At 36.5% G+C, this 23,464-nt stretch carries 19 protein-coding genes; 8 read left to right on the top strand and 11 right to left on the bottom strand.

Translation table 11 applies throughout. The features are described from left to right. Window positions 1–27: 27 nt before the first annotated feature. A complete protein-coding gene (locus tag ACUNWD_RS04935) occupies window positions 28–1,380 on the bottom strand; it encodes a Na(+)-translocating NADH-quinone reductase subunit A (protein WP_445586667.1) in 1,353 nt (450 codons plus the stop codon). Between the two features lie 179 nt (window positions 1,381–1,559). Here ACUNWD_RS04935 and ACUNWD_RS04930 point away from each other — a divergent pair, with 179 nt between their 5' ends. Continuing rightward, the gene (locus tag ACUNWD_RS04930; protein WP_445586666.1) at window positions 1,560–2,861 is read left to right on the top strand and encodes a type IX secretion system plug protein; all 1,302 of its coding nucleotides are present in this window, start codon (window positions 1,560–1,562) and stop codon (window positions 2,859–2,861) included. On the opposite strand, the gene ACUNWD_RS04925 is transcribed toward ACUNWD_RS04930, so the two are convergent. Next, the gene (locus ACUNWD_RS04925) at window positions 2,858–4,942 is read right to left on the bottom strand and encodes a PAS domain-containing sensor histidine kinase (RefSeq protein WP_445586665.1); all 2,085 of its coding nucleotides are present in this window, start codon (window positions 4,940–4,942) and stop codon (window positions 2,858–2,860) included. The genes ACUNWD_RS04930 and ACUNWD_RS04925 overlap by 4 nt on opposite strands. 177 nt (window positions 4,943–5,119) lie before the next feature. Between ACUNWD_RS04925 and pruA the strand changes: the two genes are divergently transcribed. The 3 genes from pruA to ACUNWD_RS04910 all read left to right on the top strand — a co-directional run bounded on the left by pruA (window position 5,120) and on the right by ACUNWD_RS04910 (window position 7,884). Beyond that, window positions 5,120–6,757 carry an L-glutamate gamma-semialdehyde dehydrogenase gene (gene pruA, locus ACUNWD_RS04920; protein WP_445586664.1) on the top strand — a complete coding sequence of 546 codons (1,638 nt, stop codon included), beginning with the start codon at window positions 5,120–5,122 and terminating at the stop codon, window positions 6,755–6,757. Between the two features lie 91 nt (window positions 6,758–6,848). Continuing rightward, a complete protein-coding gene (locus ACUNWD_RS04915; RefSeq protein ID WP_445586663.1) occupies window positions 6,849–7,151 on the top strand; it encodes an FtsB family cell division protein in 303 nt (100 codons plus the stop codon). Between the two features lie 181 nt (window positions 7,152–7,332). Continuing rightward, the gene (locus ACUNWD_RS04910) at window positions 7,333–7,884 is read left to right on the top strand and encodes a YqgE/AlgH family protein (protein ID WP_445586662.1); all 552 of its coding nucleotides are present in this window, start codon (window positions 7,333–7,335) and stop codon (window positions 7,882–7,884) included. On the opposite strand, the gene ACUNWD_RS04905 is transcribed toward ACUNWD_RS04910, so the two are convergent. From ACUNWD_RS04905 to ACUNWD_RS04885, 5 genes are read right to left on the bottom strand one after another with little or no spacing between them, the layout of a single operon-like run. Then, window positions 7,873–8,697, bottom strand: a complete 825-nt coding sequence (locus tag ACUNWD_RS04905; protein WP_445586661.1) for an aminotransferase class IV — start codon at window positions 8,695–8,697, stop codon at window positions 7,873–7,875. The genes ACUNWD_RS04910 and ACUNWD_RS04905 overlap by 12 nt on opposite strands. A 3-nt stretch (window positions 8,698–8,700) precedes the next feature. Next, window positions 8,701–9,183, bottom strand: coding sequence for a D-glycero-alpha-D-manno-heptose-1,7-bisphosphate 7-phosphatase (locus tag ACUNWD_RS04900; protein ID WP_445586660.1), 483 nt, complete (start codon window positions 9,181–9,183; stop codon window positions 8,701–8,703). Window position 9,184: 1 nt separating this feature from the next. Then, window positions 9,185–9,793 carry a rhomboid family intramembrane serine protease gene (locus tag ACUNWD_RS04895; RefSeq protein WP_445586659.1) on the bottom strand — a complete coding sequence of 203 codons (609 nt, stop codon included), beginning with the start codon at window positions 9,791–9,793 and terminating at the stop codon, window positions 9,185–9,187. Between the two features lie 6 nt (window positions 9,794–9,799). After that, window positions 9,800–10,798, bottom strand: coding sequence for a DNA polymerase III subunit delta (gene holA, locus ACUNWD_RS04890; protein WP_445586658.1), 999 nt, complete (start codon window positions 10,796–10,798; stop codon window positions 9,800–9,802). A 9-nt stretch (window positions 10,799–10,807) separates the two neighbouring features. Then, entirely contained in the window at window positions 10,808–11,581 is a 774-nt protein-coding gene (locus ACUNWD_RS04885; RefSeq protein WP_445586657.1) for an AMP nucleosidase, read from the bottom strand. Between the two features lie 152 nt (window positions 11,582–11,733). Between ACUNWD_RS04885 and ACUNWD_RS04880 the strand changes: the two genes are divergently transcribed. Next, window positions 11,734–12,189: a type I restriction enzyme HsdR N-terminal domain-containing protein gene (locus ACUNWD_RS04880; protein WP_445586656.1), complete on the top strand. Its 456-nt coding sequence runs from the start codon at window positions 11,734–11,736 to the stop codon at window positions 12,187–12,189. 4 nt (window positions 12,190–12,193) lie between these two features. Here ACUNWD_RS04880 and ACUNWD_RS04875 read toward each other — a convergent pair whose 3' ends face one another. The 4 genes from ACUNWD_RS04875 to ACUNWD_RS04860 all read right to left on the bottom strand — a co-directional run bounded on the left by ACUNWD_RS04875 (window position 12,194) and on the right by ACUNWD_RS04860 (window position 17,721). Then, window positions 12,194–12,721 carry a GNAT family N-acetyltransferase gene (locus tag ACUNWD_RS04875; RefSeq protein WP_445586655.1) on the bottom strand — a complete coding sequence of 176 codons (528 nt, stop codon included), beginning with the start codon at window positions 12,719–12,721 and terminating at the stop codon, window positions 12,194–12,196. Next, complete coding sequence (locus tag ACUNWD_RS04870; protein ID WP_445586654.1) at window positions 12,718–14,667, bottom strand: glycosyltransferase; 1,950 nt, start codon at window positions 14,665–14,667, stop codon at window positions 12,718–12,720. The genes ACUNWD_RS04875 and ACUNWD_RS04870 overlap by 4 nt, the downstream gene beginning before the upstream one ends. A 12-nt stretch (window positions 14,668–14,679) precedes the next feature. Beyond that, window positions 14,680–15,306 carry a recombination mediator RecR gene (recR, locus tag ACUNWD_RS04865; RefSeq protein WP_445586653.1) on the bottom strand — a complete coding sequence of 209 codons (627 nt, stop codon included), beginning with the start codon at window positions 15,304–15,306 and terminating at the stop codon, window positions 14,680–14,682. Between the two features lie 78 nt (window positions 15,307–15,384). Next, the gene (locus ACUNWD_RS04860; RefSeq protein ID WP_445586652.1) at window positions 15,385–17,721 is read right to left on the bottom strand and encodes a PAS domain S-box protein; all 2,337 of its coding nucleotides are present in this window, start codon (window positions 17,719–17,721) and stop codon (window positions 15,385–15,387) included. 505 nt (window positions 17,722–18,226) lie between these two features. Here ACUNWD_RS04860 and ACUNWD_RS04855 point away from each other — a divergent pair. The 3 genes from ACUNWD_RS04855 (at window position 18,227) to ACUNWD_RS04845 (ending at window position 23,452) form a co-directional block, all read left to right on the top strand. Further along, window positions 18,227–18,781: an RNA polymerase sigma-70 factor gene (locus ACUNWD_RS04855; RefSeq protein ID WP_445586651.1), complete on the top strand. Its 555-nt coding sequence runs from the start codon at window positions 18,227–18,229 to the stop codon at window positions 18,779–18,781. A gap of 126 nt (window positions 18,782–18,907) precedes the next feature. Beyond that, window positions 18,908–19,900 carry a FecR family protein gene (locus ACUNWD_RS04850; RefSeq protein ID WP_445586650.1) on the top strand — a complete coding sequence of 331 codons (993 nt, stop codon included), beginning with the start codon at window positions 18,908–18,910 and terminating at the stop codon, window positions 19,898–19,900. Window positions 19,901–20,014: 114 nt separating this feature from the next. Next, window positions 20,015–23,452, top strand: a complete 3,438-nt coding sequence (locus ACUNWD_RS04845) for a TonB-dependent receptor (RefSeq protein WP_445586649.1) — start codon at window positions 20,015–20,017, stop codon at window positions 23,450–23,452. Window positions 23,453–23,464 lie beyond the last annotated feature (12 nt).

Below are 23,464 nucleotides of genomic sequence, written 5' to 3'. Positions count from 1 at the left end.
TTCTTATTTTGTTTCAAGCAACAGTTCTTATCCCAATTCTTTTATCATTGAGTTGATCCCTTCTCTTACAACATCCTGTACTTTAATTTTTGATGTACAAGCATATTCGCACAATGCAAGATCTTCTTCAATTACTTCATAAATTCCCAGTTGTTCCATTTTGTCAATGTCATTCACAAGAATGGCTTTTAACAGGTAAACAGGTAAAATGTCCATTGGGACGAATTTTTCATACTGACCTGTGAGAACAAAAGCTCTTTCTCCTCCATGCATATTGGCATTCAATACATATTCTTTTTTAGGGAATAAGCTTGAGAAGAAAGTTTTACTAGCAGAAAATTTATTGATTCCGGGAGTAGCCCAACCCAAAAACTCGTATTCATCTCCCTCAGGAATTACAGTTACTTGCTGATCAAAATAACCTAAATAGTCATCTTTGTCTATTTGCGTGCCGGTTAATACATTTCCACTAATGCAACGCTCCTTGGTTTCTTGTTTTGTTTTTCCGTTTAAAAGAACAGATAACTCAACACCGTGAACCGTTTTGTAATATTTTGGTGCTTTAACTTCAGAACCTGTTAAAGCAATCGTTTTGGACATATTCAATTTGCCGGTTTCAAACATGCGGCCAACGTATGCAAGAGCTTGTACGGAAATAGTCCAAATCAAACTTCCTTTATTTATTGGGGCAACATGATGGATCTGAATACCTACATTACCAGCAGGGTGAGGTCCACTAAATGTGTTAATCTCAACATTTTTTAATGAAGAGAAAATACCGTCACTTTGCTTGGTAGATAGACCCAGAAATACTTTTCCATCAGTCAATTTTGCCAAGGCATCAATTCCTGTTTGAATTGCACTCTTGTCTTCCTTGAATAAAAATTCATAATCAGGAGCAGCCGGTGAGCTGTCGAAGCCTGAAATGAATATATGATCAGGTACATCACTAGGTTTAGCCAACACACCATAGGGGCGTTGTTTGATAAATGGCCAGAGACCACTTTTTAGCAGTTGCTCACGAACCTCTTCCCTCGAAAGCGATGATGGATCACCTTTGGTGAAATCCAAACTTTCATTTTTACCGTCTGCCTCAACAACAATCTCCAAAATCTTACGGCGTTCACCGCGGTTCACTGCTTTTACAGTCCCACTTACGGGTGAGGTGAATAAAATTTCAGGGTTGTACTTGTCGAAAAATAAAGCATCGCCGGCTTTTACCTTAGCTTCGGCCTTCACTTTAAGTTTAGGAGTTAAGCCTGGAAAATCAATCGGCTTCAGGGCTACGGTTTTTGGTGTGGGAGCATCCTCAAGAACAGCTTCAGCAGCTCCTTTCAACCGGATGTTTAATCCGCGTTTTAGTTTAAAATGCTTTGACATTGTAATCCCTTGTTGTGGTTATAATTTTAGGGTGTCAAAAGTACATATTTAAAAAACTTTTTACAATCTTTGACCTAGAAACTTACACGAATTAAAATATTTACATACGTATAGACGTTATTTGTACTAAAAGTCTAGGGTAATTTTTTGTTTCAAATTCAAAAATCAGTGTTGTTTTAATGAAAAAAGCTAAAAAAACTAGCCAAATAAATGATTTTTTTGCCATTCTGCTCTTCGTTATTTTATCATTAAATTCTTTTGCGCAAAACGAGAACGAATTCTATTACCAAAACTCAGTTTATCGGGAAGAGATAAAAACGGTTCAGATTTATCGAGAGGGTTCAGAATTGAGTCACCCCATCTATGAACTGGGAACAGATGCAAGTTTGATTCTTAAATTTGACGATCTTTCCGGCGAAGTGCGGAACTATTATTACACAATATTGCATTGTGATGCTGATTGGAACGAATCGTATATTCTGCAGAATGAATACATTGAAGGTTTTGTGGAGAATCCGTTGGATGATTATGCAATGAGTTTCAATACAACAACTACTTACGTCAATTATCAATTGCATATTCCTAATGATCGGGTCAATATTAAATATTCAGGTAATTATATATTGATTGTTTACGAAGATCAGGATATGGAAAAGTTGGTTTTAACCCGGCGTTTTCATGTGTTAGATCCCAAAGTTGACGTAAAGGGAATTGTTAAAAAAGCAACGTTTGATCCATTTAAAGGCGACAACCAGGAAGTTGATTTTTCCATATATCATGAGAAGCTCAATGTTTCAAATCCAAGAGAAGATATTAAGGTGGTTATCATGAAAAATCGTCGGTGGGATAATGCTATTCGCGGTTTGAAGCCGCTTTTTATCAAGCAAAACCAGCTGGTTTATGATTACAATAAAGAGAATGTTTTTAAAGGTGGAAATGAATATCGTTACTTTGACATTAGAACCACTCGGTTTAATGGCGAGAATGTATTTTCAACAACCTTTCATCGTCCTTACTTTCATGCAACTTTACTCGAAGATGAAATTCGTTCCAATAAAAAGTATTTCAGCTATAAAGAGATGAATGGTAATTATGTAGTGGAAAGCCAGGATCGGGTTGAGGATTACGATACTGAATGCGATTATATTTTTGTCCATTTTACCTTGAGAATGGATGCTCAGTTGCTTGGTGGAACTGTGAATGTTTTTGGAGCACTGACTGATTGGAATGCTAATAAAAGCAACGAGATGACCTGGAATTATGAATCGGCTGCTTACGAGCTTACTTTATTATTAAAGCAAGGGTATTACAATTTTCAGTATGTATATGTTCCGGAGGCATCAACGGAAGCTGAAGAAGATGTTTTGGAAGGCAGTCATGTCGAAACTGAAAATGAATATCAGATACAGGTCTATCACAAAGGAATTTCGGGAAGATACGATGAGTTGGTAGGATATCAGGTTCTGAATTCTGCGAATTAGCGGACAATGGTCAATGTGCCTTCTCCTCCTTTGAATGGGACATTAAAATAGAATGTTGATCCTGATCCAAGCTCAGACTTCACCGCAATGGTCCCTTCAATAAGTTTTACAAAATGCTGCGCAATTGCTAAGCCGAGGCCAGTGCCTTCGTAGCGTCGGGTCGTTTTGTTGTCAACTTGGTGGAAGCGTTCAAATATTTTGGTGATTTGTGCCTCGTCGATCCCAATTCCGGTATCTCGGACAAAAAACTGAAGTTGATCTTTGCTGAGCAATTTATATCCAAATTCAATTTCACCATCGTCAGTGAATTTAACAGCATTATCAAGCAACTTCTGCATTACTTCCATCAATATTGCCTTGTCGGTTGTTACACCAAACTTAGGGTTGGCATTTTCATTGCTCAATTTTAGTTTGATTGGCTTATTGCTGACATCGTAGCTATATTCCCGATATAAGTCAAGCATCATGTCATTTATTTTGCAGAAGTCTTTTTTGACAATAATTTGATTACTCTCAATTTTTGAAAGGCTGATCATGTCGTTGATCATCTCCATAAGTAATTTCCCATTGCTGACAATAATTTCAATGAACCGGTTTTTCTCTTCCATGTCGAAATCAGGAGAGCCAATCATTTTAGAGAATCCAATAATTGCATTCATCGGAGTTCTTATCTCGTGAGAAATATTGGCAAGGAATGCAGATTTTAGTTGATCGGCTTCTTCAGCTTTAATTTTAGCCTCTTCAAGCTTTATTTCAGCAACTTTACGTTTGGTAATGTCCCTTGCAATTGAAATAACAGAATTGTCATCCAGCTTGGCAATACGCATTTCAAACATAGCGGTACCTTTTTCTACCTCCAATGCATATTCAATTGTTTCAATTGTTTCAAATTGAATGGCATCCTGTATACATTGGAATATTTTCCGAGACATTTTTTCGGAGAATCCGACTTCAAAAATGCTGTTTCCAACAATGTCATCAGCAGTAATTTGTATTAGTTCCGATTCTTTAATGACAAAGTCCATGTATATTCCATCTTTGTCAATGATAAAGAAAATATCAGGTATTGCCTCCAGTAAAACTTTATAGCGGCGACGACTATCTTGGAGGCTTTCGATGTTTTTTTGTTTCTGAGAAACATCGTAAAAAATACTGGCAATTTGATCAGGAGCCGGAGACAAATTAAAGACCTCAAACCACTTATTCAGGTGATCAACATGAATTTCAGTTTTCTTTTTAGTGGACTGAAGATAGAAGCTATTCCATTGAAAAGAGTCTCTGAAAACTTTTGGGAAAATTACTTCTGCATCAGCTTCTCTAAGTTCACGAGCTTGAACCCGGAACATGCTTTCAAAGGCCGGGTTTGTCTTTAAAATCTTTAAACCTACAGGATTTTCCATTTCGTCACGGACAATTTCCATGAGAAGAACTCCTTGTTGAAAACCTTTTACCGTTTGATTTACTTGCTTTTCGTTTTCATTGAGCTTTGTTCGAAGATCATTGATACTTATCGAGAAATTCCAGGTGACGAAAAAAGTAATTCCATATGCCAGAATTAATTGCAGAACAGGATTGAATGCCATGTCGTTTCCAGGCCATTTGTAAAGAAGAATATCTGAGATCCTGTCAGCCTGATAAATATGAAATAATAGCGTGATGAGAGCCCAGCCAAAAAAGATCGAAATCTTTTTCAGTTTTCCATCAAAAAGTACAAGAAAAATCAAAGAAGCAATCAGTACCCATAGTGTGTTGGGAATGGACTGATGAATAGGTAATACTGAATATTGCTTGGATATGTGAAAAAAGTAGATCACAAAAGGGGCCAGAAAAATACTATTGACAGTACATATAGTTTTTCCAGTTCGAAGACAATATAAGCCAATTATACCAATGGTTATAATTGTGATATCGCCAGGTATACAAGCATAAACAGGTCTTCCTAATATAGCAACAGAGAGGTCGATAATCGAAAAAACCAAGGCTGCAAGCATCACGATGTGCAGTCCGATTATTTTTCGTATTTCTTCATCTGTTTCAAACAGGAATGGCTTTGTTATAAAGTGGTATATTGATTTTAGCATGAAAGCATTCACCTATTAAAAACGGACTAAATATAGTAATTTTTAGTTGCCTAATAGATTATCATATTGTTTTATTGGTAGTTTTTTGAAAGCTGATTTTTATTAGGGATTAAAAAAATGCGAATCCATAGCTTTGTGATTGAAGAAAATACGAATAAACGAAAAAATACGAACGTTATGCCAAAAGGAATTTTTAATGTTCCGGTTGCAAAGAATGAACCGGTAAGAACATATGCTCCAGGCTCGCCTGAAAGGGCAAGTTTAAAGGCGATGATTGAAGAACTTAGATCTACTGAAGTTGAGCTTCCGATGATAATCGGAGGGAGGGCAGTAACTACGGATCGACAGATAAGAATATCTCCTCCTCATGAGATCAATCATACTTTAGGATATTATTCACAGGGAGATGCATCTCATGTTCAAATGGCAATTGACGCTGCCCTTGATGCAAAAGAGCAATGGGCAAATCTTGGATGGCAACATAGAGCTTCAATTTTCTTAAAAGCTGCTGATTTATTGGCTGGTCCGTACCGCGATAAGTTGAATGCTGCCACCATGCTCGGACAATCTAAAAATGCCTATCAGGCTGAAATTGATGCTGCTTGTGAGTTGGCAGATTTCTTTAGATTTGGTGTGAAATGTATGATCGATATTTACAAGATGCAACCGGAATCTGCTCCGGGGATATGGAATTATAATGAATTTCGACCATTAGAAGGTTTTGTATTTGCACTTACTCCATTTAATTTTACATCCATTGCAGGAAACTTGCCAGCTGCGCCGGCATTGCTGGGAAATGTAGTTGTTTGGAAACCTTCGAAAACAGCCGTGTATTCAGCAGCTGTAATCATGGATATTTTTAGAGAAGCTGGTCTTCCGGACGGAGTTATCAATTTAGTTTACGTATCTGGCCCTACTGCTGCTGACGTTGTTTTAACTCATCCTGAATTTGCAGGGATTCATTTTACCGGATCAACTGGTGTTTTTCAAGGAATATGGAAAACAATTGGTGAGAATATTTTTAAATATAAATCATATCCTCGCATTGTTGGTGAAACAGGAGGAAAGGACTTCATATTTGCTGATCCAACTGCTGACAGGCAGGCTGTTGCTATTGCAATGGTTCGCGGTGCATTTGAGTATCAGGGGCAAAAATGTTCTGCCGCATCGAGGGTCTATATTCCCGAAAGTATGTGGGAAGATGTCCGCGAACGGGTAGGTAAAGAACTGGCAACCGTAAAAATGGGGCCTCCTGAAGATTTTACCAACTTTGTAAATGCAGTTATTGATGAATCATCTTTCGATAAGTTAGCTGGGTTTATTGAGCGTGCTAAGACGGATGAAGACGCCGAGGTTATTTTTGGTGGTAATTGTGATAAATCTGTTGGGTATTTCATTGAGCCAACCGTAATTCTGGCAAAGAAACCTGATTACGTTACTATGAAGGAAGAGTTATTTGGACCAGTGTTGACAGTCTATGTTTATGAAGATGAGGAGATCGATGAAACATTATCGATTTTGGATAAGACATCAATGTACGCCTTGACAGGAGCGGTGTTTTCTCAAGATCGCTATAGCATTGAAAAAATAACAAAACGACTGGAAAATGCAGCTGGTAATTTCTATATCAACGATAAACCCACAGGTGCGGTTGTTGGCCAGCAGCCATTTGGTGGAGCTCGTGGGTCGGGCACTGATGATAAGGCGGGATCTGTTTTTAACTTCCTGCGCTGGACTTCTATTCGAACCATTAAAGAAAATTTTGTTCCTCCACATGATTATATGTATCCCAGTTTTTTGGGAGATGAGGAATAAACAGGAATAGTGAATATTTGGAGAGGCGGAATTTTTCTGCCTCTTTTTTTTTCCTGTTAGATAATGTACTTTTGTTTTCAAACAAAAAAGAATGAAACAACTACTCGCTCATATTTGGAAAAACATTGGTAATAAATATGGAATTACCATTATGTTTTTTTTACTGTGGATTCTCTTTTTTGATGAACACAATATGGTTCAGCATTTTCAAAACAAAAATAAACTAGCCCAACTTATTGATCAAAAGGATTTTTTGAAAGAAAAAATCGAAAATGATCAGCGAAAAATTAAAGAACTTCAAACAAGCCAAAAGAACCTTGAAAAGTTTGCTCGTGAGCAATTCTTGATGAAGAAGGAAAACGAAGATGTATTTGTTGTTGAGGAAGAGGAATAGGTTTTATCCCCTTTGGGTAATAAATTTTTAAAGAATCAATAACTATAGTGACTCTTATTTAGATTTATTTTAAATTTATTGCTATTACGTATTTGATAAATAATTCATTTTTTTTAAATTGAAATGTATTTAAAGGAATATTGCATTGGATATCAACTTATTTAAAATAGAAACCAATCACGTGGAGCCGCAAAAGGGACGAATTTTAATCGCGGAACCATTCTTGCCAGGAAGTTATTTTAACCGGGCAATTGTGTTATTGGTTGCCCATAGCGAAAAAGGTGCTGTTGGCTTTATTTTAAATAAGAAAATTGATTATCCGATTAATGATATCATCACTGATTTTCCTGAATTTAATGCCGAAGTTTATATCGGGGGGCCCGTAAGCACGGATTCAATTTTCTTTTTGCATTCTCTTGGAGATCAAATTCCCGGAAGCATACATGTTAAAGATGACATTTATTGGGGCGGTGATTTCGATGTGTTAAAAACTAAAATTAAATCAGGCCATGTACTGAGTGAGCAAGTTCGTTTTTTTCTTGGTTATTCAGGCTGGGATGATGGACAATTGGAAGAAGAGTTGAAAGAGAATTCATGGTTGGTCTCTGAAATTGAACAGAAAAAAGTCTTGGTGAAGAAGCCAAGCAATAGCCTTTGGGTTGATTCGATTCGAGATATTGGAGGTAAATACTTGTTGTGGGAAAATTTCCCAGAGAATCCATCATTGAATTAATTTGGCATTAAACTCCTTGCTTATTGTTCTCACCGTTTTACTGAAATATCTTTTGGCGTAGAGTCCTTTCACCCATTCAATTCCATAGATTCCGCTTGCTAGAAAAAATTCCTCTGCTTCTAAAAATAATACTTGTTTGAGTTCATGGGTTTCAACAAAGTCAAATCCTAATTCCAAGGCAATTTGTCGGACGGCTTTTCGACTGACATCCATAAAAGCACCTGTTGATTTTGATGGTGTAATTATTTGATTGCCTTTAATCAGGTAAATGTTTTTTGAGGGTGTTTCAATTATATCGCCATTGCTATTCGTTAATAAATAGGCTGAAACTGATTTAGGTAGTGTCTGCCTTTCTAAAATTTTCCAATTTAGCTCTGAATAGAACGAATATGCAGATAAACTTGTTGTAGCTTTCTGAATCGCATCAGAAACTTCAAATATGTATCCATTTTTATTCAAATCAAAACTAGTAGAATTAATTTCTTGGTGAGTTATGAGATATACGATTCGGTTTTGAGGTAACAGAAATTGAATATCTAATAAGGCACTTTTGAATAATTTATTTTTAGACAGGAACCGCTCGAGCTGCCGTTTAAGTTCTTTCCCATTATTTTGAAGGAAGCCTGGTTGCGGCAGATTTAATATCTGAAAGGTTTGTTGAATGTTCGTTAAGTGTTCATCCCAGAATGGGAAAAGATTGCGGATAGATCGAATCTTTTCTGAAAATAAAACCGATGAAAGATCACTCGTTGTAAATAGTTGAGCATCATTTACATGGAAATTTCCATCCAATAGAATCCAGTCTGTTTTCATGTTTCAGGATAATTCTTTAATGTGTGAAAACATGTTTTGGTTGGCGGGAATTAAAATTCCTTTTATCCCTGCTTGTTCCGCAGCGTCAATGTCTCGTGGACTGTCGCCAATTAAATACGACTTGTCGCTGTCAATCTGATATTTGGCTAATAATTTTTCAATCATTAAAGGTGATGGCTTGCGACAAAAACATTTTTCTATTGAATCATGATGTGGACAAAAAGCCCATTCTTTAATTGTTAGTCCTCGTTTTTCAAGTTCCTTTTCTATGAAATAATGAACTTTTTCAACATCTTTTTTTGTGTATTCTTGTTTGGAAATTCCGCCCTGGTTGCTTACCACAAAAAAGTCAAATCCTTTTTCTGAAAGCAATTTAAGGTTGTCAAAAATCCCATCGACGAATTTTACATCTTCTGTTCTGAAAATGTAATAATGTGATGAATTGTCAATGATTACCCCGTCGCGATCCAGAAAAACAGCTTTCATTTTATATTACCATAAACAGTTTATCAATGAAATGTCCAAGCAGTCTGCTATCCAGTAAGATGGGGAAAAGAAAGCCAAATATTGCTCCCAGAAAGTGTGCATCATGGGCGACATTGTCATTTTCTTTTCTGCTCATATAGTATGAATATGCGAGGTATAAAATTGCAAAAACAATACCTGGTATTGGGAACAAACCAAAGAAATAGATTTTGTTCCATGGATCAAAAAATATGGCTGCAAACAATATTGCGGATACTGCGCCAGATGCCCCCACTGCATTGTAATAGAAGTTATTTCGATGTTTGTAAAGTGCGTACAGATTTGAAACAATCATACCTCCAAAATAGAGAAGCAAATAGTATGCATTTGAGGGGCGGCCAAAAGTATCTTTAAAATAATATTCAATAGCACTACCAAATGAATACAAGACTATCATATTAACAATTAAATGTTCCCAGTTTGCATGAACAAACCCGTGGCTAATTAGCCGATAGTATTCTTTTTTGTGATAAACTTTACTGGCGTTGAACTGCAGTTTTTCCATTAAATCATGGCGATTAAAAGCCGCGATGGAAATGAAAGCCGTTATAATAATCAGGATAATAGTCATATGCTTTTAGTGTAGAATTTTATAAATCATTTCGCGTTGAAGATCTCCAGCACTTGCCGATACATTTCCAATTCCTTTCGATTTCATGTCATATTCGCGAAGGGTGGCAATGATTTCAACTACTTTTTTAATTGGATACCTTTTTGCTGCAGCCACATATGATTTCACAAAATATGGATTTACCTGCAAGGAAGATGCAACTGCATTTGGAGACTTATCATCTAAAAAGTGATAAGTCAATATTTTCATAAAAAAGAAATATAAGCTAGCAATGGTTCTGGTAATCGGATTTGAACCCGGATTTGCTGCAAAATAATTGATGATTTGGTTGGACTTCAAAATATTTTTATCCCCCAGCGCATTTTGTAATTCGAAGATGTTAAAATCCTTACTTATACCAATATTTTTTTCAATATGGTTGGGGGTGATTTTTGTATCTGCAGGCAATGAGATAATTAGCTTGTCCAGTTCGTTGGAGACTTTACTTAGATCTGTACCTAAATATTCGGCAAGCATTGCTGACGCTTGTGGCTCAATGCTGAATTTATGGGCTGATAAATAGCTATTTATCCATGCTGGCAATTGGTTGTCGTATATTTTTTTTGCATCGAATAATACTCCTTTTTTACCGAGCTGCTTTGCAAAGCTTTTGCGTTTGTCAATGGTCTTGTATTTATAATTAATCACCAAAATTGTACTGGTGAGTGGAGCATTGATGTACGGTTCAAGTTCCTCAATTTTTTTGATGTTTTGAGCTTCCTTAACGATAATAACCTGATGATTTGCCATCATGGGAAATCTTCGTGCGTGGGTGATAATCGTATCTATATCAGTATCTTTCCCATATAAAACGTGCTGGTTGAAGCCTTTTTCAGCATCAGTAAGTACATTCTTTGATATATAATCTGTTATCTGGTCAATAAAGTAACTTTCTTCACCCATTAAAAAATAAATTGGGTGATATATCTTTTTTCGCAGGTTGGCTAAAATATCTTCGTAATTCATCAATGTCGTTTAATTAAATTTCAGATGCTTAACTGATCTTCCTTCATTTTTTATTTCGAGCAATGCATCAATTCCTATTTTAACATGCTTTTGCACAAAGTTCATGGTTACTTTTTTATCGCTTGCCTCAGTTTTAATACCCGTTGAAATCATGGGTTGATCTGAAACAAGGAGTAGTGCGCCAGCCGGAATTTGGTTGGCAAAACCAACGGTAAAAATAGTAGCTGTTTCCATATCAATGGCAATAGCCCGCGTTTTATATAAATATTTTTTGAATCGTTCGTCATATTCCCAAACACGCTTATTGGTGGTGTAAACTACGCCAGTCCAGTAATCCATCCTGTTTTCCCGGATTGCTGTTGAAACGGCCCGTTGAAGATTAAAAGCTGGGAGTGCGGGGATTTCCGGAGGAAGATAATCGTTAGAAGTTCCATCACTTCGAATGGCAGCAATAGGAAGAATGAGGTCTCCTAATTTGTTTTTCGCTTTTAGTCCACCGCATTTGCCTAAAAATAAAACTGCTTTAGGATGAATGGAGCTTAATAAATCCATTATTGTTGCTGCATTTGGACTCCCCATTCCGAAATTGATAATGGTGATGTCATTAGCGGTAGCGTTTGGCATATTTTTATCAGCACCAATTACCGGAACTCCAAACTGCTCTGCAAAAATTTCAACATACAATTGAAAGTTCGTTAGCAATATATAATGTCCAAAATCACTAAGAGCTTGACCGGTATAACGGGGCAGCCAATTGTCAACAATTTCTTTTTTCGTCTTCATAGACTAGTCCTTTTCTTATAGACCTTGAGGAATCAGTTTTTATTTCATACAAGGTCTGAACTTTTTTTTGCACTTTTGGATACCTGAATGAAAAATAACAGGTTGGTGTAAAATTTCAGTTTTACAAAAGTACAACTTTGGATTGGCATAGGATGTTCACAAAATTAAATTTACCAACATATTCTATTCGAATTAAGGAGGAAGGAGGGAAAACCTTGATTTTTGATTCAGTGCGTAAAAAATTTCTGGTTTATACTCCAGAGGAGTGGGTGCGACAAAACTTCATTCTTTTTTTAAGTAAGGACAAAGCCTTTCCTGCTTCGTTAATGGCTGTTGAGACTGGATTACAAGTGAACCAAAAGCAATTTCGTGCCGACTTGCTAGTGTATGACAGAAAAGGAAAGGCGTTGCTGGTTGTTGAATTTAAAGCACCAAGTGTGAAAATTTCGCAGGATACCTTTGACCAGATTGTACGGTACAATATGAAACTTCAGGTTCCCTATTTAATTGTATCAAACGGGCTCAATCACTATTGTTGTCAGGTTGATTTGCAAAATCAATCGTATGTGTTCTTAAAAGAAATTCCTGATTTTAGTCAAATAGGATAAGCGCTTAAAGCAGAGTTTGATAGAGTCGCTCATCAAGCCATCCGTCTGCTGATTTGATCCAATCCTTTTTCGTTCCAACTAGTTTAAAATTGGCTTTCTCGAAAAGATGAATACTTGCCATGTTGTCGATTGTTATGTTGGCGTACAATTGGTGGAGACCTAAAATATTCCTCGCATATTGAATGATTAATTGCAATGAGTCGAATGCCAATCCTTTGCCTTGGTCTTCTTGCTCGTAAATAAGTATGCCGATTCCTGCTCGTTGATGCATTGGGTCAAAATCAAATAAATCAATAGCTCCAACTACTTTGGCGTTTTCATCTTCAATGATAAGCCTCATCTGTTTGGCTTCAAAAATATCACGATGAGATTCAGCAATGTATTGTTTTAAGATATATCGAGAGAATGGAACCAAGGTATTGCTTACCTTCCAAATTGCCGGATCATTCTCCCATTGGTAAAGAAGTTCCAAATCTTCAGGTTCCAGCGGCCTGAATTTTACCTTTCCGTATTGCAATTTTTCCAGCGTCATTGTCCAAGTTTTTTCCAGGATTGAATGATGATTTCTATATCTTGTAAGATGCGGTAATTTTTTGCATAACCCATATCAATTTCAAGTTTTTTTGCTTCCGGTAATTCATCTTCAAACTGATCGGTAGGTGTTAAAACGCCATCTTTTATAGTTGGTAGATTGGCTTTGGTGTCGATATTTCCGGCAAATCCAACCCAGCTTTTTTTCGCAATTAATACCAGAAAGATATTTCTCAGAAGACCAATCTTATTTTTTACTGTCCAGCAAATGAAGGGGTAGGTTGCCAGGAAGAAGATGCCAAGCAAAAAGTCAATGATACGCTTATTACGTTGATTTTCATCTTTTGTAATAGCGTTCAGATTCACAACATATAATTCGCCTGCCGTGTCAATTGAACTACTTCCAATAATTGAAAGGCTTTTTGGTGGTGCAATTTTATATTCAATTTTTAAGCTTGCGAGGTCCAGCATTGTTGCAATAATTTCTTGTGAAGAGAGATTGCTGGCGCTGAATATTAATTCTTCAATTTTATGTATTTGAATAATCTCTGCCAGTTGGGATAAATTACCAAGAAACGCAGGATCGTGTTTTTCTTTGGACGGGTGTACCAATCCGCAAACATCAATCTTCAATTGTGATTGTTGAATAAGATTATTAATCCGATCAGCTTCTTTTTTTGATGAAATTACGACAACCTTTTTCTTCCTGTTTAAATCGAATCGAAATGAAGTTGGTTTGATTCGATTCAACAAAAGACGATCAAGAAGCAAACTTCCCAATGCCCAAAATGATCCCAGTATAATGAGAGCCCTCGAAAAACGATAACTTTCATCAACTAAAGAGTAAGCTACCAAAATGGCAATGCTCCCCCAGAAGAGTCCTTGAATAAACTTTATTATTTTGATTGGTTTTTGATAACCACCGATAAACCAGATGGAAAAAATCCATATCAAAATATAAACAGGAACGATGAAATTCAAATATTCGGGAGGGAAGTGTCCTTTCGTAAATTGATATTGTTCCCAATACGGAAGTAGCCAAAGGTAACCAGTATAGATAATAAGTGCATCCAATATGGGTAAAAAGGCATTTTTTGCTAAACGATTAATAACTGCAAGGAAAGCTCGGAAATAAATAGCGAGATTAATTAACAGTGAAAACATGTCAGCACGCCCTTTTGAAAAATGCTTGTTCGCAAAAATGATCATTGCGTTGTAAAACACTTTTACGTAGTTGATGCTGCCCTTTTTTGTGCTTTCGCCCTTGTAATGAATTATCGTTGTTTCAGGAAAATAATAGTTCTTATATCCAGCTTGTGTGATGCGGTATGAAAGATCAATATCTTCGCCATACATGAAATAATCTTCATCCAACATGCCAACTTCATCGATTACCGATTTTCGAAGCAGCATGTAAGCTCCGGAGAGAATGTCAATCTCGTGAATTTCCTCCTTGCTCAGGTGTCCCAAATGATATCGGCCAAATCGTTTCGATTTACTAAATAGTTTTGAGAATCCAAAAATCTTATAAAAAGCGACAGCAGGAGTTGGAAGTCCTCGCTTCGATTCTGGTAGAAATTGTCCTTTGCCATCAATCATCTTCACTCCCAAAGCGCCAGCATCAGTATGAGCATCCATAAATTGAACGCATTTAATGAAGCTGTCTTCTTCAACAATGGTATCTGGATTTAGCAGGAGTATATATTCCCCTTTGGCTATTTGTATGCCTTGATTATTTGCTTTTGAGAAACCTCTGTTGTCATAATTTTCGATAATGTGGACGGTTGGGAATTTATCTTTCACCATTTGGCAGGAGCCATCAACCGAATTGTTATCAACCACGAAAATTTCACTGTCAATTTTGGCACATGCTTTTTGAACAGAATGCAGGCACTGCTCCAGGAAGAATTTTACGTTGTAGTTGACAATAACAACAGATAGTTTCATGCACCAACAGTTTTACTGAGACAGGGAATCTTCAAAGTTCATCCTGTTTTTAATTGAGCGGCCAAGAGTGATTTCGTCTGCATACTCCAATTCATCTCCAATTGAAACACCTCTGGCAAGCGTCGATATCCTAACGTTTAAATCTTTCAATTTCTTATATATGAAAAAATTAGTTGTGTCTCCTTCCATGGTTGTGCTCAAGGCAAGGATTACCTCGGTGATTGTTCCTTCCTGAACCCGCTCTATTAACGAGTTGATTTCGAGATCAGAAGGGCCAATGCCATCCATTGGAGAAATAATGCCACCTAAAACATGGTAAAGTCCATTGAATTGCTGGGTATTCTCGATAGACATCACATCTTTAATATTTTCAACAACGCAAACAATTTCAGGTACTCTGGCTGGATGACTGCAGATATTACAGATTTCAGAATCCGAGATATTGTGACATACTTTACAATGTTTGATGTCGTTTCGAAGTTGAATAATGCTTTCTCCAAAAAAAGTAACTTCTTCCCGGTCTTGCCTCAATAGGTGCAAAACCAACCGCAGGGCAGTCTTTCTTCCTATTCCAGGTAGTTTTGAGAATTCATTTACTGCATTTTCCAGTAAGCGCGAAGGAAACTTTTCGTTTATCATGCAATCGGCATTTATTAAAACTTCAAATTTAATAAAGCGAAAATGAAAAAGACTTTCTGATCAATTTTTTTTAGGCTTTTATTTCAGATAGCGGGATAAGGTTTTTAATACCTCTTCAATTTTTAGAGGTTTGATTAGAACATCATCACATCCGGAATCCAGACATTTTCGCTTTTCTTCACTCATTGCATATGCAGTTTGTGCGATGATAGGAATCGTTGTGTTCGACTTTCGAATCGTTTTTGTGGCCTCGTAACCATTTATTTCCGGCAACTGTATGTCCATAAGGATTAGGTCTACTTGATTATTGTTGAACATGTTGATGGTGTCTATTCCATCTTTTGCCCATAATACATTGGCTTGCGTTTTTTTGAGGATCTCATTCAAATACTCAAAGTTGTAATCAATATCTTCGGCAACAAGAATTGTATATTTGCTGAAGTCATAATTCTTATCTTCTTTAAGGCCCGGACTTTTAATTGGGGCTTTAATTTTGTCGTATGGGATTGTGAAGAAAAATAATGCTCCTTTTTGCTCTTGCGATTTCACCCCTATAGTTCCACCTAAAAGTTTAACCAATCCCTGTGAAATGTATAATCCCAACCCTGCACCTGCATCTTTGGGTTTTAGGTTATTGTCGTTTTGTATAAACCGTTTAAAAATGGTTTTTTGTTTATTGGCAGGAATTCCAACTCCTGAATCTTCAACGTAGAACTGTAATTTATTCTCTGATGAAATTTGGTATCCAACTTCAATAAAACCCTTATTCGTGAATTTTAATGCATTTAAAAATAAGTTACTTAAAATCTGTTTTAAGCGATATGGATCGGTGAAAATAAAATCGTGATGCTTTATTCTGGGGATTCTAAACCGAATTTCTAGATTATCTTTATTATGCGAGACTTTTAACGACTCAAATAGCTCTTTAAGTTCACTGAAAACGGCAGCTAATGAGCAAGCTTCTTTCTTTATTTTTAATTCGTTTGCTTCAATCTTTGATATGTCAATAATGTCATCGATCAAATTCAAAAGCGAACGGCTATTTTCTTCAATAATATCGATATAATGAAGCTGTTGATTGATCGTTAAATCACCATATTTTAATAATTCAGAAAAACCAATAATGCCGTTAATCGGAGTTCGGATCTCATGGCTCATATTAGCCAGAAAATTATTTTTATAAAGGTTTGCTGCTTCTGATACTCTTCGGGCTTTCTTTAAATCTTCCTGTAGTTTTTTTATTGAAGTGATTTCCTCCGATATTTTCAAATAATGCGTGATAATTCCTTTCTCATTTCGAAGACAGGAAATGGAGGCCAATTCCCAATACATTTTCCCATTCTTTCTTTTGTTTTTGAATTCACCTCTCCATTCGTTGCCTGCCAAGATGGTGTCCCAAAGGTTCTTGTAAAATGCACTGTTGTGATATCCTGATTTCAAGATCTCCGGTTTTTTGCCGATAATTTCATCACCTGTGAATCCGGTAATTTTGCAAAATGCAGGATTGAAAAATTCAATATATCCTTCAAGATCTGTAATCATTATTGGGGCGGGGCTTTGTATGAATGCCTGCTGGAGCATCATCAGCTTTTCATGATGTTTTTTTTCTTCTGTAATATCCCTGTTTGCTCCAAACATACGAATTGCTTTGCCCTCAATATTACGAATTACAGCAGAACGATTTTTAAACCAATGGTAAGTTCCATCCTTATGTCTCATTCGGTATTCTGATTCAAATACAAGAGAGGTGCTCGAAAGAAAATTCTCCAGTTCCCTTTTTACACGGTTGTAATCTTCGTGATGAAGCAGATTCATCCAGGTAATGAATTTGTCATCCAGCTCATCCGGATAATAACCCAATTGAGCTTTCCATTTTCTGGAATAGTATATCTCGTCACTATCGACAATCCAATCCCAAACGCCATTGTCAGATGCTTCGGTTGCTAGTTGGTATCGCTGTTTGTCTTCATTTAGCTCTTCTTCAATTGATTTTTGATAATTGATGTCGCGGAATACGCCCAGAACCGTTTGTATATTTTCATTATTGATTTTTTCTGGAGTCAGGCTTATGCTAAACCAAAATAGCTTATTTCCTTTAAAAATTGAGAATTCATCGTAAAATTGAGTTCCGCTTTTTACGACATTATTTAGGGCATGTTCAATCTCTAAATTAATGTCCTTCAAATATCCAATCTCAGCCAGGCTTTTTCCTATAATATCCGTATTTGGTAAATCAAAAAAAGTAAAGAAGTTGTCCGAAACGAAAAGATGTTCCCCCTTGCCGTTTAATCGGATAATAACGTCAGGAATATTAATTTCAGGGGAATTATCAGAATAAATCTGATTTCCCTTTGTGACATTCTTTGTTGGCTTTTTTATGCCATGTGTGGTCTTGTTCTTTTTTTTCTGTTCCATGGGGCGTTTCTTTTCTTCTTTTTTGTACGGAAATTAAAATAGAAAGCTGTACTGAAATTACTAAATATTTTAGAATCCACGATACTTGTAAAAATCAATCCCATAAAATTAACTGAATTCTGTATCTATTTAACAATGACAAAACAATAAAGTTAATGTTGGAAGCTAAATATGTTGTGCAAAATGTAATTATTGTCAGTTTAGTTATTCCAGGGTTTCTGTAAATAGCAGAGATATTAGCAAAAGACTAATAAATTGAATGATTAATAAATAGGAAATCAGGCCACTTTGCAAAGTGGTGGTTTTTCTGTATTTTAAAAAAATCCCATCTTTTTAACGCCTTGACAAGTCAATCATTTATCATGAATATTTATTTTTTATATAACCAGTTTTACTAATTATCCCAATTTGAAGAGTTTTATGCATTCGTAACATATTGGAATAATTTTACTGTTTGACGAATTCATATTTTAATTCTTAATTTTGAAGACTTCAACGAGGAAGAATGAGCGAACAAATTGATTGGACAAAAATACGCAATGGTGATAAATCGGTTTTCGATAAAATGTTCGATTTCTATTATCATCCATTATGTGCATTTGTTTCGTCATACATAAACAATAGTCAAATTGTTGAGGATATTGTAATTGATTGTTTCGCGAAAATATGGGAGGAACGAGCTACCCTGAATATTAAGACTTCTTTGCGTAACTTTCTTGTCACAGTTGTAAAAAATGCTGCAATAAGTTTTTTAAGGAAAAATCAACTTCAGTTTTCTAATCTAGAGAAAGTTTCGGAATCGGTAATCGATGATGTTGCCAACCCACTGGAGGATTCAGGAATTCTAAATAAACTTTACGAATCGATTAATAAATTGCCAGAACAAAGGCGTCTTATTCTAAAAATGGCTGCTTTTGAGGGAAAGTCATACCAGCAGATTGCCGACGAGTTGAACGTTTCTGTTAACACTGTAAAAACACAAATGTCTCGATCTTATAAGTTTTTAAAAGAGCAATTAAACGTGAGCCAGCGGACAATTAATTTCCTTCTATTCGCTTGATATTAAACTTCCTTCTACTCTGGGTTGGGACGGTGAACCAGAGAGAACTTAAAAAAATCAAATATTTTCTAAAAATGTTGTCACCCTAAACGACAATTTTTACGTCAATGGGTAAAATGGCAAAAAGTGGATGAAAAAAAGAAATACTGGGAAGGATTAGTCTCAAATATTCATAATGAGACCGATAAAAGTGAAAACCTGGAAAATGAGAAGTGGCCGACTTCTGATTATCATTGGGCTTTAGGTATTAAAGATCAATTAGCCAGGGTTTTTTTGTGGGATCAATACAATCGAAATGAAGCAAAAGTAAGACTAGATTACAGGCTGCAGCATAAAGAAAATCGGCTTGTTCGCTTTTCACGACTACTCTGGGTTAGGGCTGCTGTAATTTTAATTGCGATATTTTCTGGTGCCATTCTACACTCTTTAATACCTGATACAATTGAAGGAACAAGATATACTGAAGTGGTGGTTCCACTTGGACAAATGAGCCAGATCAAACTATCTGACGGTACTTCTATTTGGCTGAATTCCGGGTCAGTATTGAAATATCCAAATGAATTTGAATTGAATAAACGTGAAGTTTTTCTAGATGGAGAAGCTTTTATGGAAGTTGCAAAAAACAAGAAAAAACCATTTGTTGTGAATGCGAACGACTTTGATGTTGAGGTGCTTGGAACTTCCTTTAATATATCTTCTTATTCGACTGACGAATACGCTATCGTTACTTTGGTAGAGGGGAAAGTTCGTCTTCATTCCGAAAAGAATCATTGGAAAAGAAATATAGTGCCTGGGCAAAGTGCGACCATGGCTGGGGGTGAAATTCAGGAAATTGAAGATGTCAATACTGACTTCTATACATCGTGGAAAGAAGGAAAGATTGTGTTTAGAAAGGAATCTTTGGAAGAGATTGCAAAACGGATGGAAAGGTGGTATAATGTAGATATTCAGTTTGAAAATGAACAACTTAAAAAACTTCAGTTTTCCGGAACTTTCCTGAAATATAAGCCGGTTGAGCAAGTCTTTAGATCCTTAAGTATTATGAGTCAGAAGATGGATTTCGTTTCGATAAACCGAGTGGATCAAAAAAATATCATAAAAATTATAGAGAAGAATTAATATGAAATAACACGAACTAACAAAAGAACAATGGGGATATTGGAGTATCCCCATTGAAAAATAATCAAGAGCCGTTGGAGCGGCTAGTAATTAATTTATAACCAATTCAAAATTATGGAAAAAAAACGAAAATTTCATGGTTTTAGCGGACCATGGTCTAAAGTGTTTTTGCTTATGCGATTATCTATTTTTCTATTCTTTGCTTTTATTATTACAGTACAGGCGAAATCTTTTTCACAAACATCTAAACTAACGCTTGATATTAGTAATGCGAAACTGATTGATGTTCTCAATGAAATTGAAGAACAGACTGAATATTATTTCTATTTCAATATGGAACTCGATAACTATCGGGTAACAAGGGTTGATGCTAAAGATCAGAATATTGACAAAGTATTGGATCTGATCTTGAATGACTTGGGTTTGGAATATGAAATAGTTGACAGGTACATTGTTATTAAAAGATCAAATTCTGATGGCAGTGAATCAAATAATCTCAATGCGCTGCAACAAAAGGCAATCTCTGGATTGGTAACTGATGGAACTGGAGCTCCACTTCCGGGAGTTACGGTTGTGGTGAAAGGAACTGCTACCGGAACAATAACTGACTTTGACGGAAAGTATACTTTGAAAAATGTTCCAGAAGAGGCAGTTCTTGTATTTTCTTTTGTAGGTATGAAAACTCAGGAGCTTTCTGTGTCTGGCAAATCTTCACTTGATGTTGTGATGGCAGAAGATGCCATTGGTATTGAGGAAGTGGTTGCTGTAGGTTATGGCGTGCAAAAGAAAGCTACCTTAACTGGTTCGGTTGCAGCTGTTAAAGGGGATGAGATTGTAGCTACAAAAAATGAGAATGCACAAAACATGTTGACTGGTAAAATTTCGGGTGTTCGCGTTACTCAAAGAACAGCAGAGCCGGGAGCTTTCCACAATAACTTTGATATCCGTGCGATGGGTTCACCGTTGATTATTATTGATGGAATTCCTCGTTCGGAGCAGGACTTTCAACGTTTAGATCCTAATGATATTGATAACATGTCAGTATTGAAAGATGCTTCTGCAGCGATCTATGGTGTGCGTGCTGCAAATGGTGTAGTGTTGGTTACAACAAAAAGAGGGGCAAATAATAAATTGGAGATGAATTATTCAGGTTCGTTTACCTGGCAAATTCCTTCAGGATTACCAGCTACTGTAAATGTTCCAGATTACATGACTCTTCGCAATGAGAGATCGATGCATAATGTGAATGGAGGGGCACCTATTTATACACAGGAGCAGATGGACGAGTATCTGAATGGTACAAGACAAGGCACTGACTGGTATGATCTGGTTTTCAGTGATTATGCACCTCAAACCATGCATAATTTGAATGCTACAGGTGGTAATGAGCGTACAACTTTCTACGTTGGTTTAGGATATCAGTACCAGGAAGGTTTCTTTAAATCAAGTGACCTTACTTATAATAAGTATAATATCCGCTCGAATATTTCTACAAAAATTACAGATAACCTGACATTGGATGTTAATCTAAACCTTATTATGGATGAGCAAGATCGTCCAAATGTGGATTCATGGTGGATCATTCGTGGTTTCTGGAGGCAAGGTGCTCATATTCCTGCTTATGCAAATAACGACCCTACGAAACCATATCATGGATTAATTGAAGGAGATAACCCTATTTCATTTATGAATAAGGACTTGGTGGGATTTAAAACGTACAATAAAAAATGGGTTCAACCTGCAGCAAGTTTAAAATACGATATTCCAGGTGTGAAGGGATTATATGTAAAAGGATTGTTCAGTTACGACTATTATGTTTCCAGTGATAATCTATTCAAAAAAGAATATACACAATATCGATATGATGAAGCATCGGATACATACGAGACATTTACTCGTCAATCTCCAAATACAATTAAAAGAGAGTCTTATTTTAGGACACAAATGCTGTCTCAGACTTCGATCAATTATAACGGAACCTTTGATAAGCATGATGTGGGTGCGATAGCTATCTGGGAAACTCAGAAAAGGACTAGCGATAACTTTTCAGCCCAGCGCAATCTGGTACTTCCTTTGCCATATCTTTTTGCTGGAGAGGCAGAAGGACAGTTAGCAACAATGAATTCTGGAGAGAATGCACTTTATGAAGATTCTAACCTGGCATTGGCTGGACGTTTAAACTATGCATACGATGATAAATACCTTGCAGAATTCCTATTCCGTTATGATGGGTCATCAAGGTTTGGCACTGGTCATCAATGGGGATTCTTCCCTGCAGCTTCTTTGGGATGGCGTATTTCAGAGGAAGGATTTTTCGAAAACTCTTCTACATTGGCTTTTGTTGATCAGTTGAAACTGAGAGCTTCCTATGGTAAAACCGGGGACGACAATGCAGCCAGATATCAGTTCATTTCGGGGTATAACTATCCTACCAGTTCTGATAGAAGAAACTTTACAGGAGGTTATGTATTTGATGGAAGTTTCAATGCAAGTGCAGATAATAAGGGGATTCCTAATGAATTAATTACCTGGTATACTTCAAACACATTTGATGTTGGTGTTGATTTTGTTGGTTGGAATGGTCTTTTGGGAGTTACTGTCGACTACTTTAGCAGAAACCGTGAAGGCCTTTTGGCAACAAGGGATGGTGGTATTCCAACAGTTGTTGGAGCAAGCCTTCCTGATGAAAATTTAAACAGTGACCGTACTTATGGTTATGATTTGGAAGTTTCTCATCGGAATCAAATCAGAAATTTCAGCTACAATGTAAAAGGTATATTGTCTTTGGCTCGTGTAAAACGTTTATATGTTGAGCGCGGTGATATTGGAAGTTCATGGAGCAATTGGAAGAATAACCAGAACGACAGATTACAAGGTGTACATATGGGATACAACGGTGCCGGACGATTTGAATCATGGGAAGATATTTGGTCATCTCCTGTATACATCGGCAGAGGAACCATTGTTGGTGATTATGCTTATGAAGACTGGAATGGTGACGGTGAAATTAATGGGAACGATGCACACCCCATTCGTTATAATCAATACCCATGGATGAACTTCAGTTTCATTTTTGATGCCAGCTATAAGGATTTTGATCTGAACTTTTTGCTACAAGGTTCTGCAATGAGCTCCACAAAATATGGAGAGCAGCTTCGTGAACCATTGTGGGGTAACGGAAACTCAAGTGCCATGCAGCAATTTATGGATCGCTGGCATCCGGTAGATCCAAATGCTGATCCATACGACCCAGCCACAGAATGGGTTCCTGGGCGCTTCGCTTATACCGGAACTTTACCTGACTATAATTCTTCATTCAATGCTGAAAATGGTGCTTACCTACGTCTGAAAAGTGTCGAATTAGGTTATACGCTGCCATCAGAGCTAATGTCAAAAACAGGTATTAAAAATTTACGTTTGTATGTGAATGCGTATAACTTGTTTACCCTGACAAAAGTCGACTATATGGACCCGGAACATAATGATGAAACATATGGGTATCTATATCCTTTGAACAAGACTGTTTCAGTCGGATTAAATGTTAAATTTTAATAACGGATAGCT

This window comes from Sunxiuqinia sp. A32, from assembly GCF_052690465.1.
This window is presented reverse-complemented; position numbering and strand designations above follow the sequence as displayed.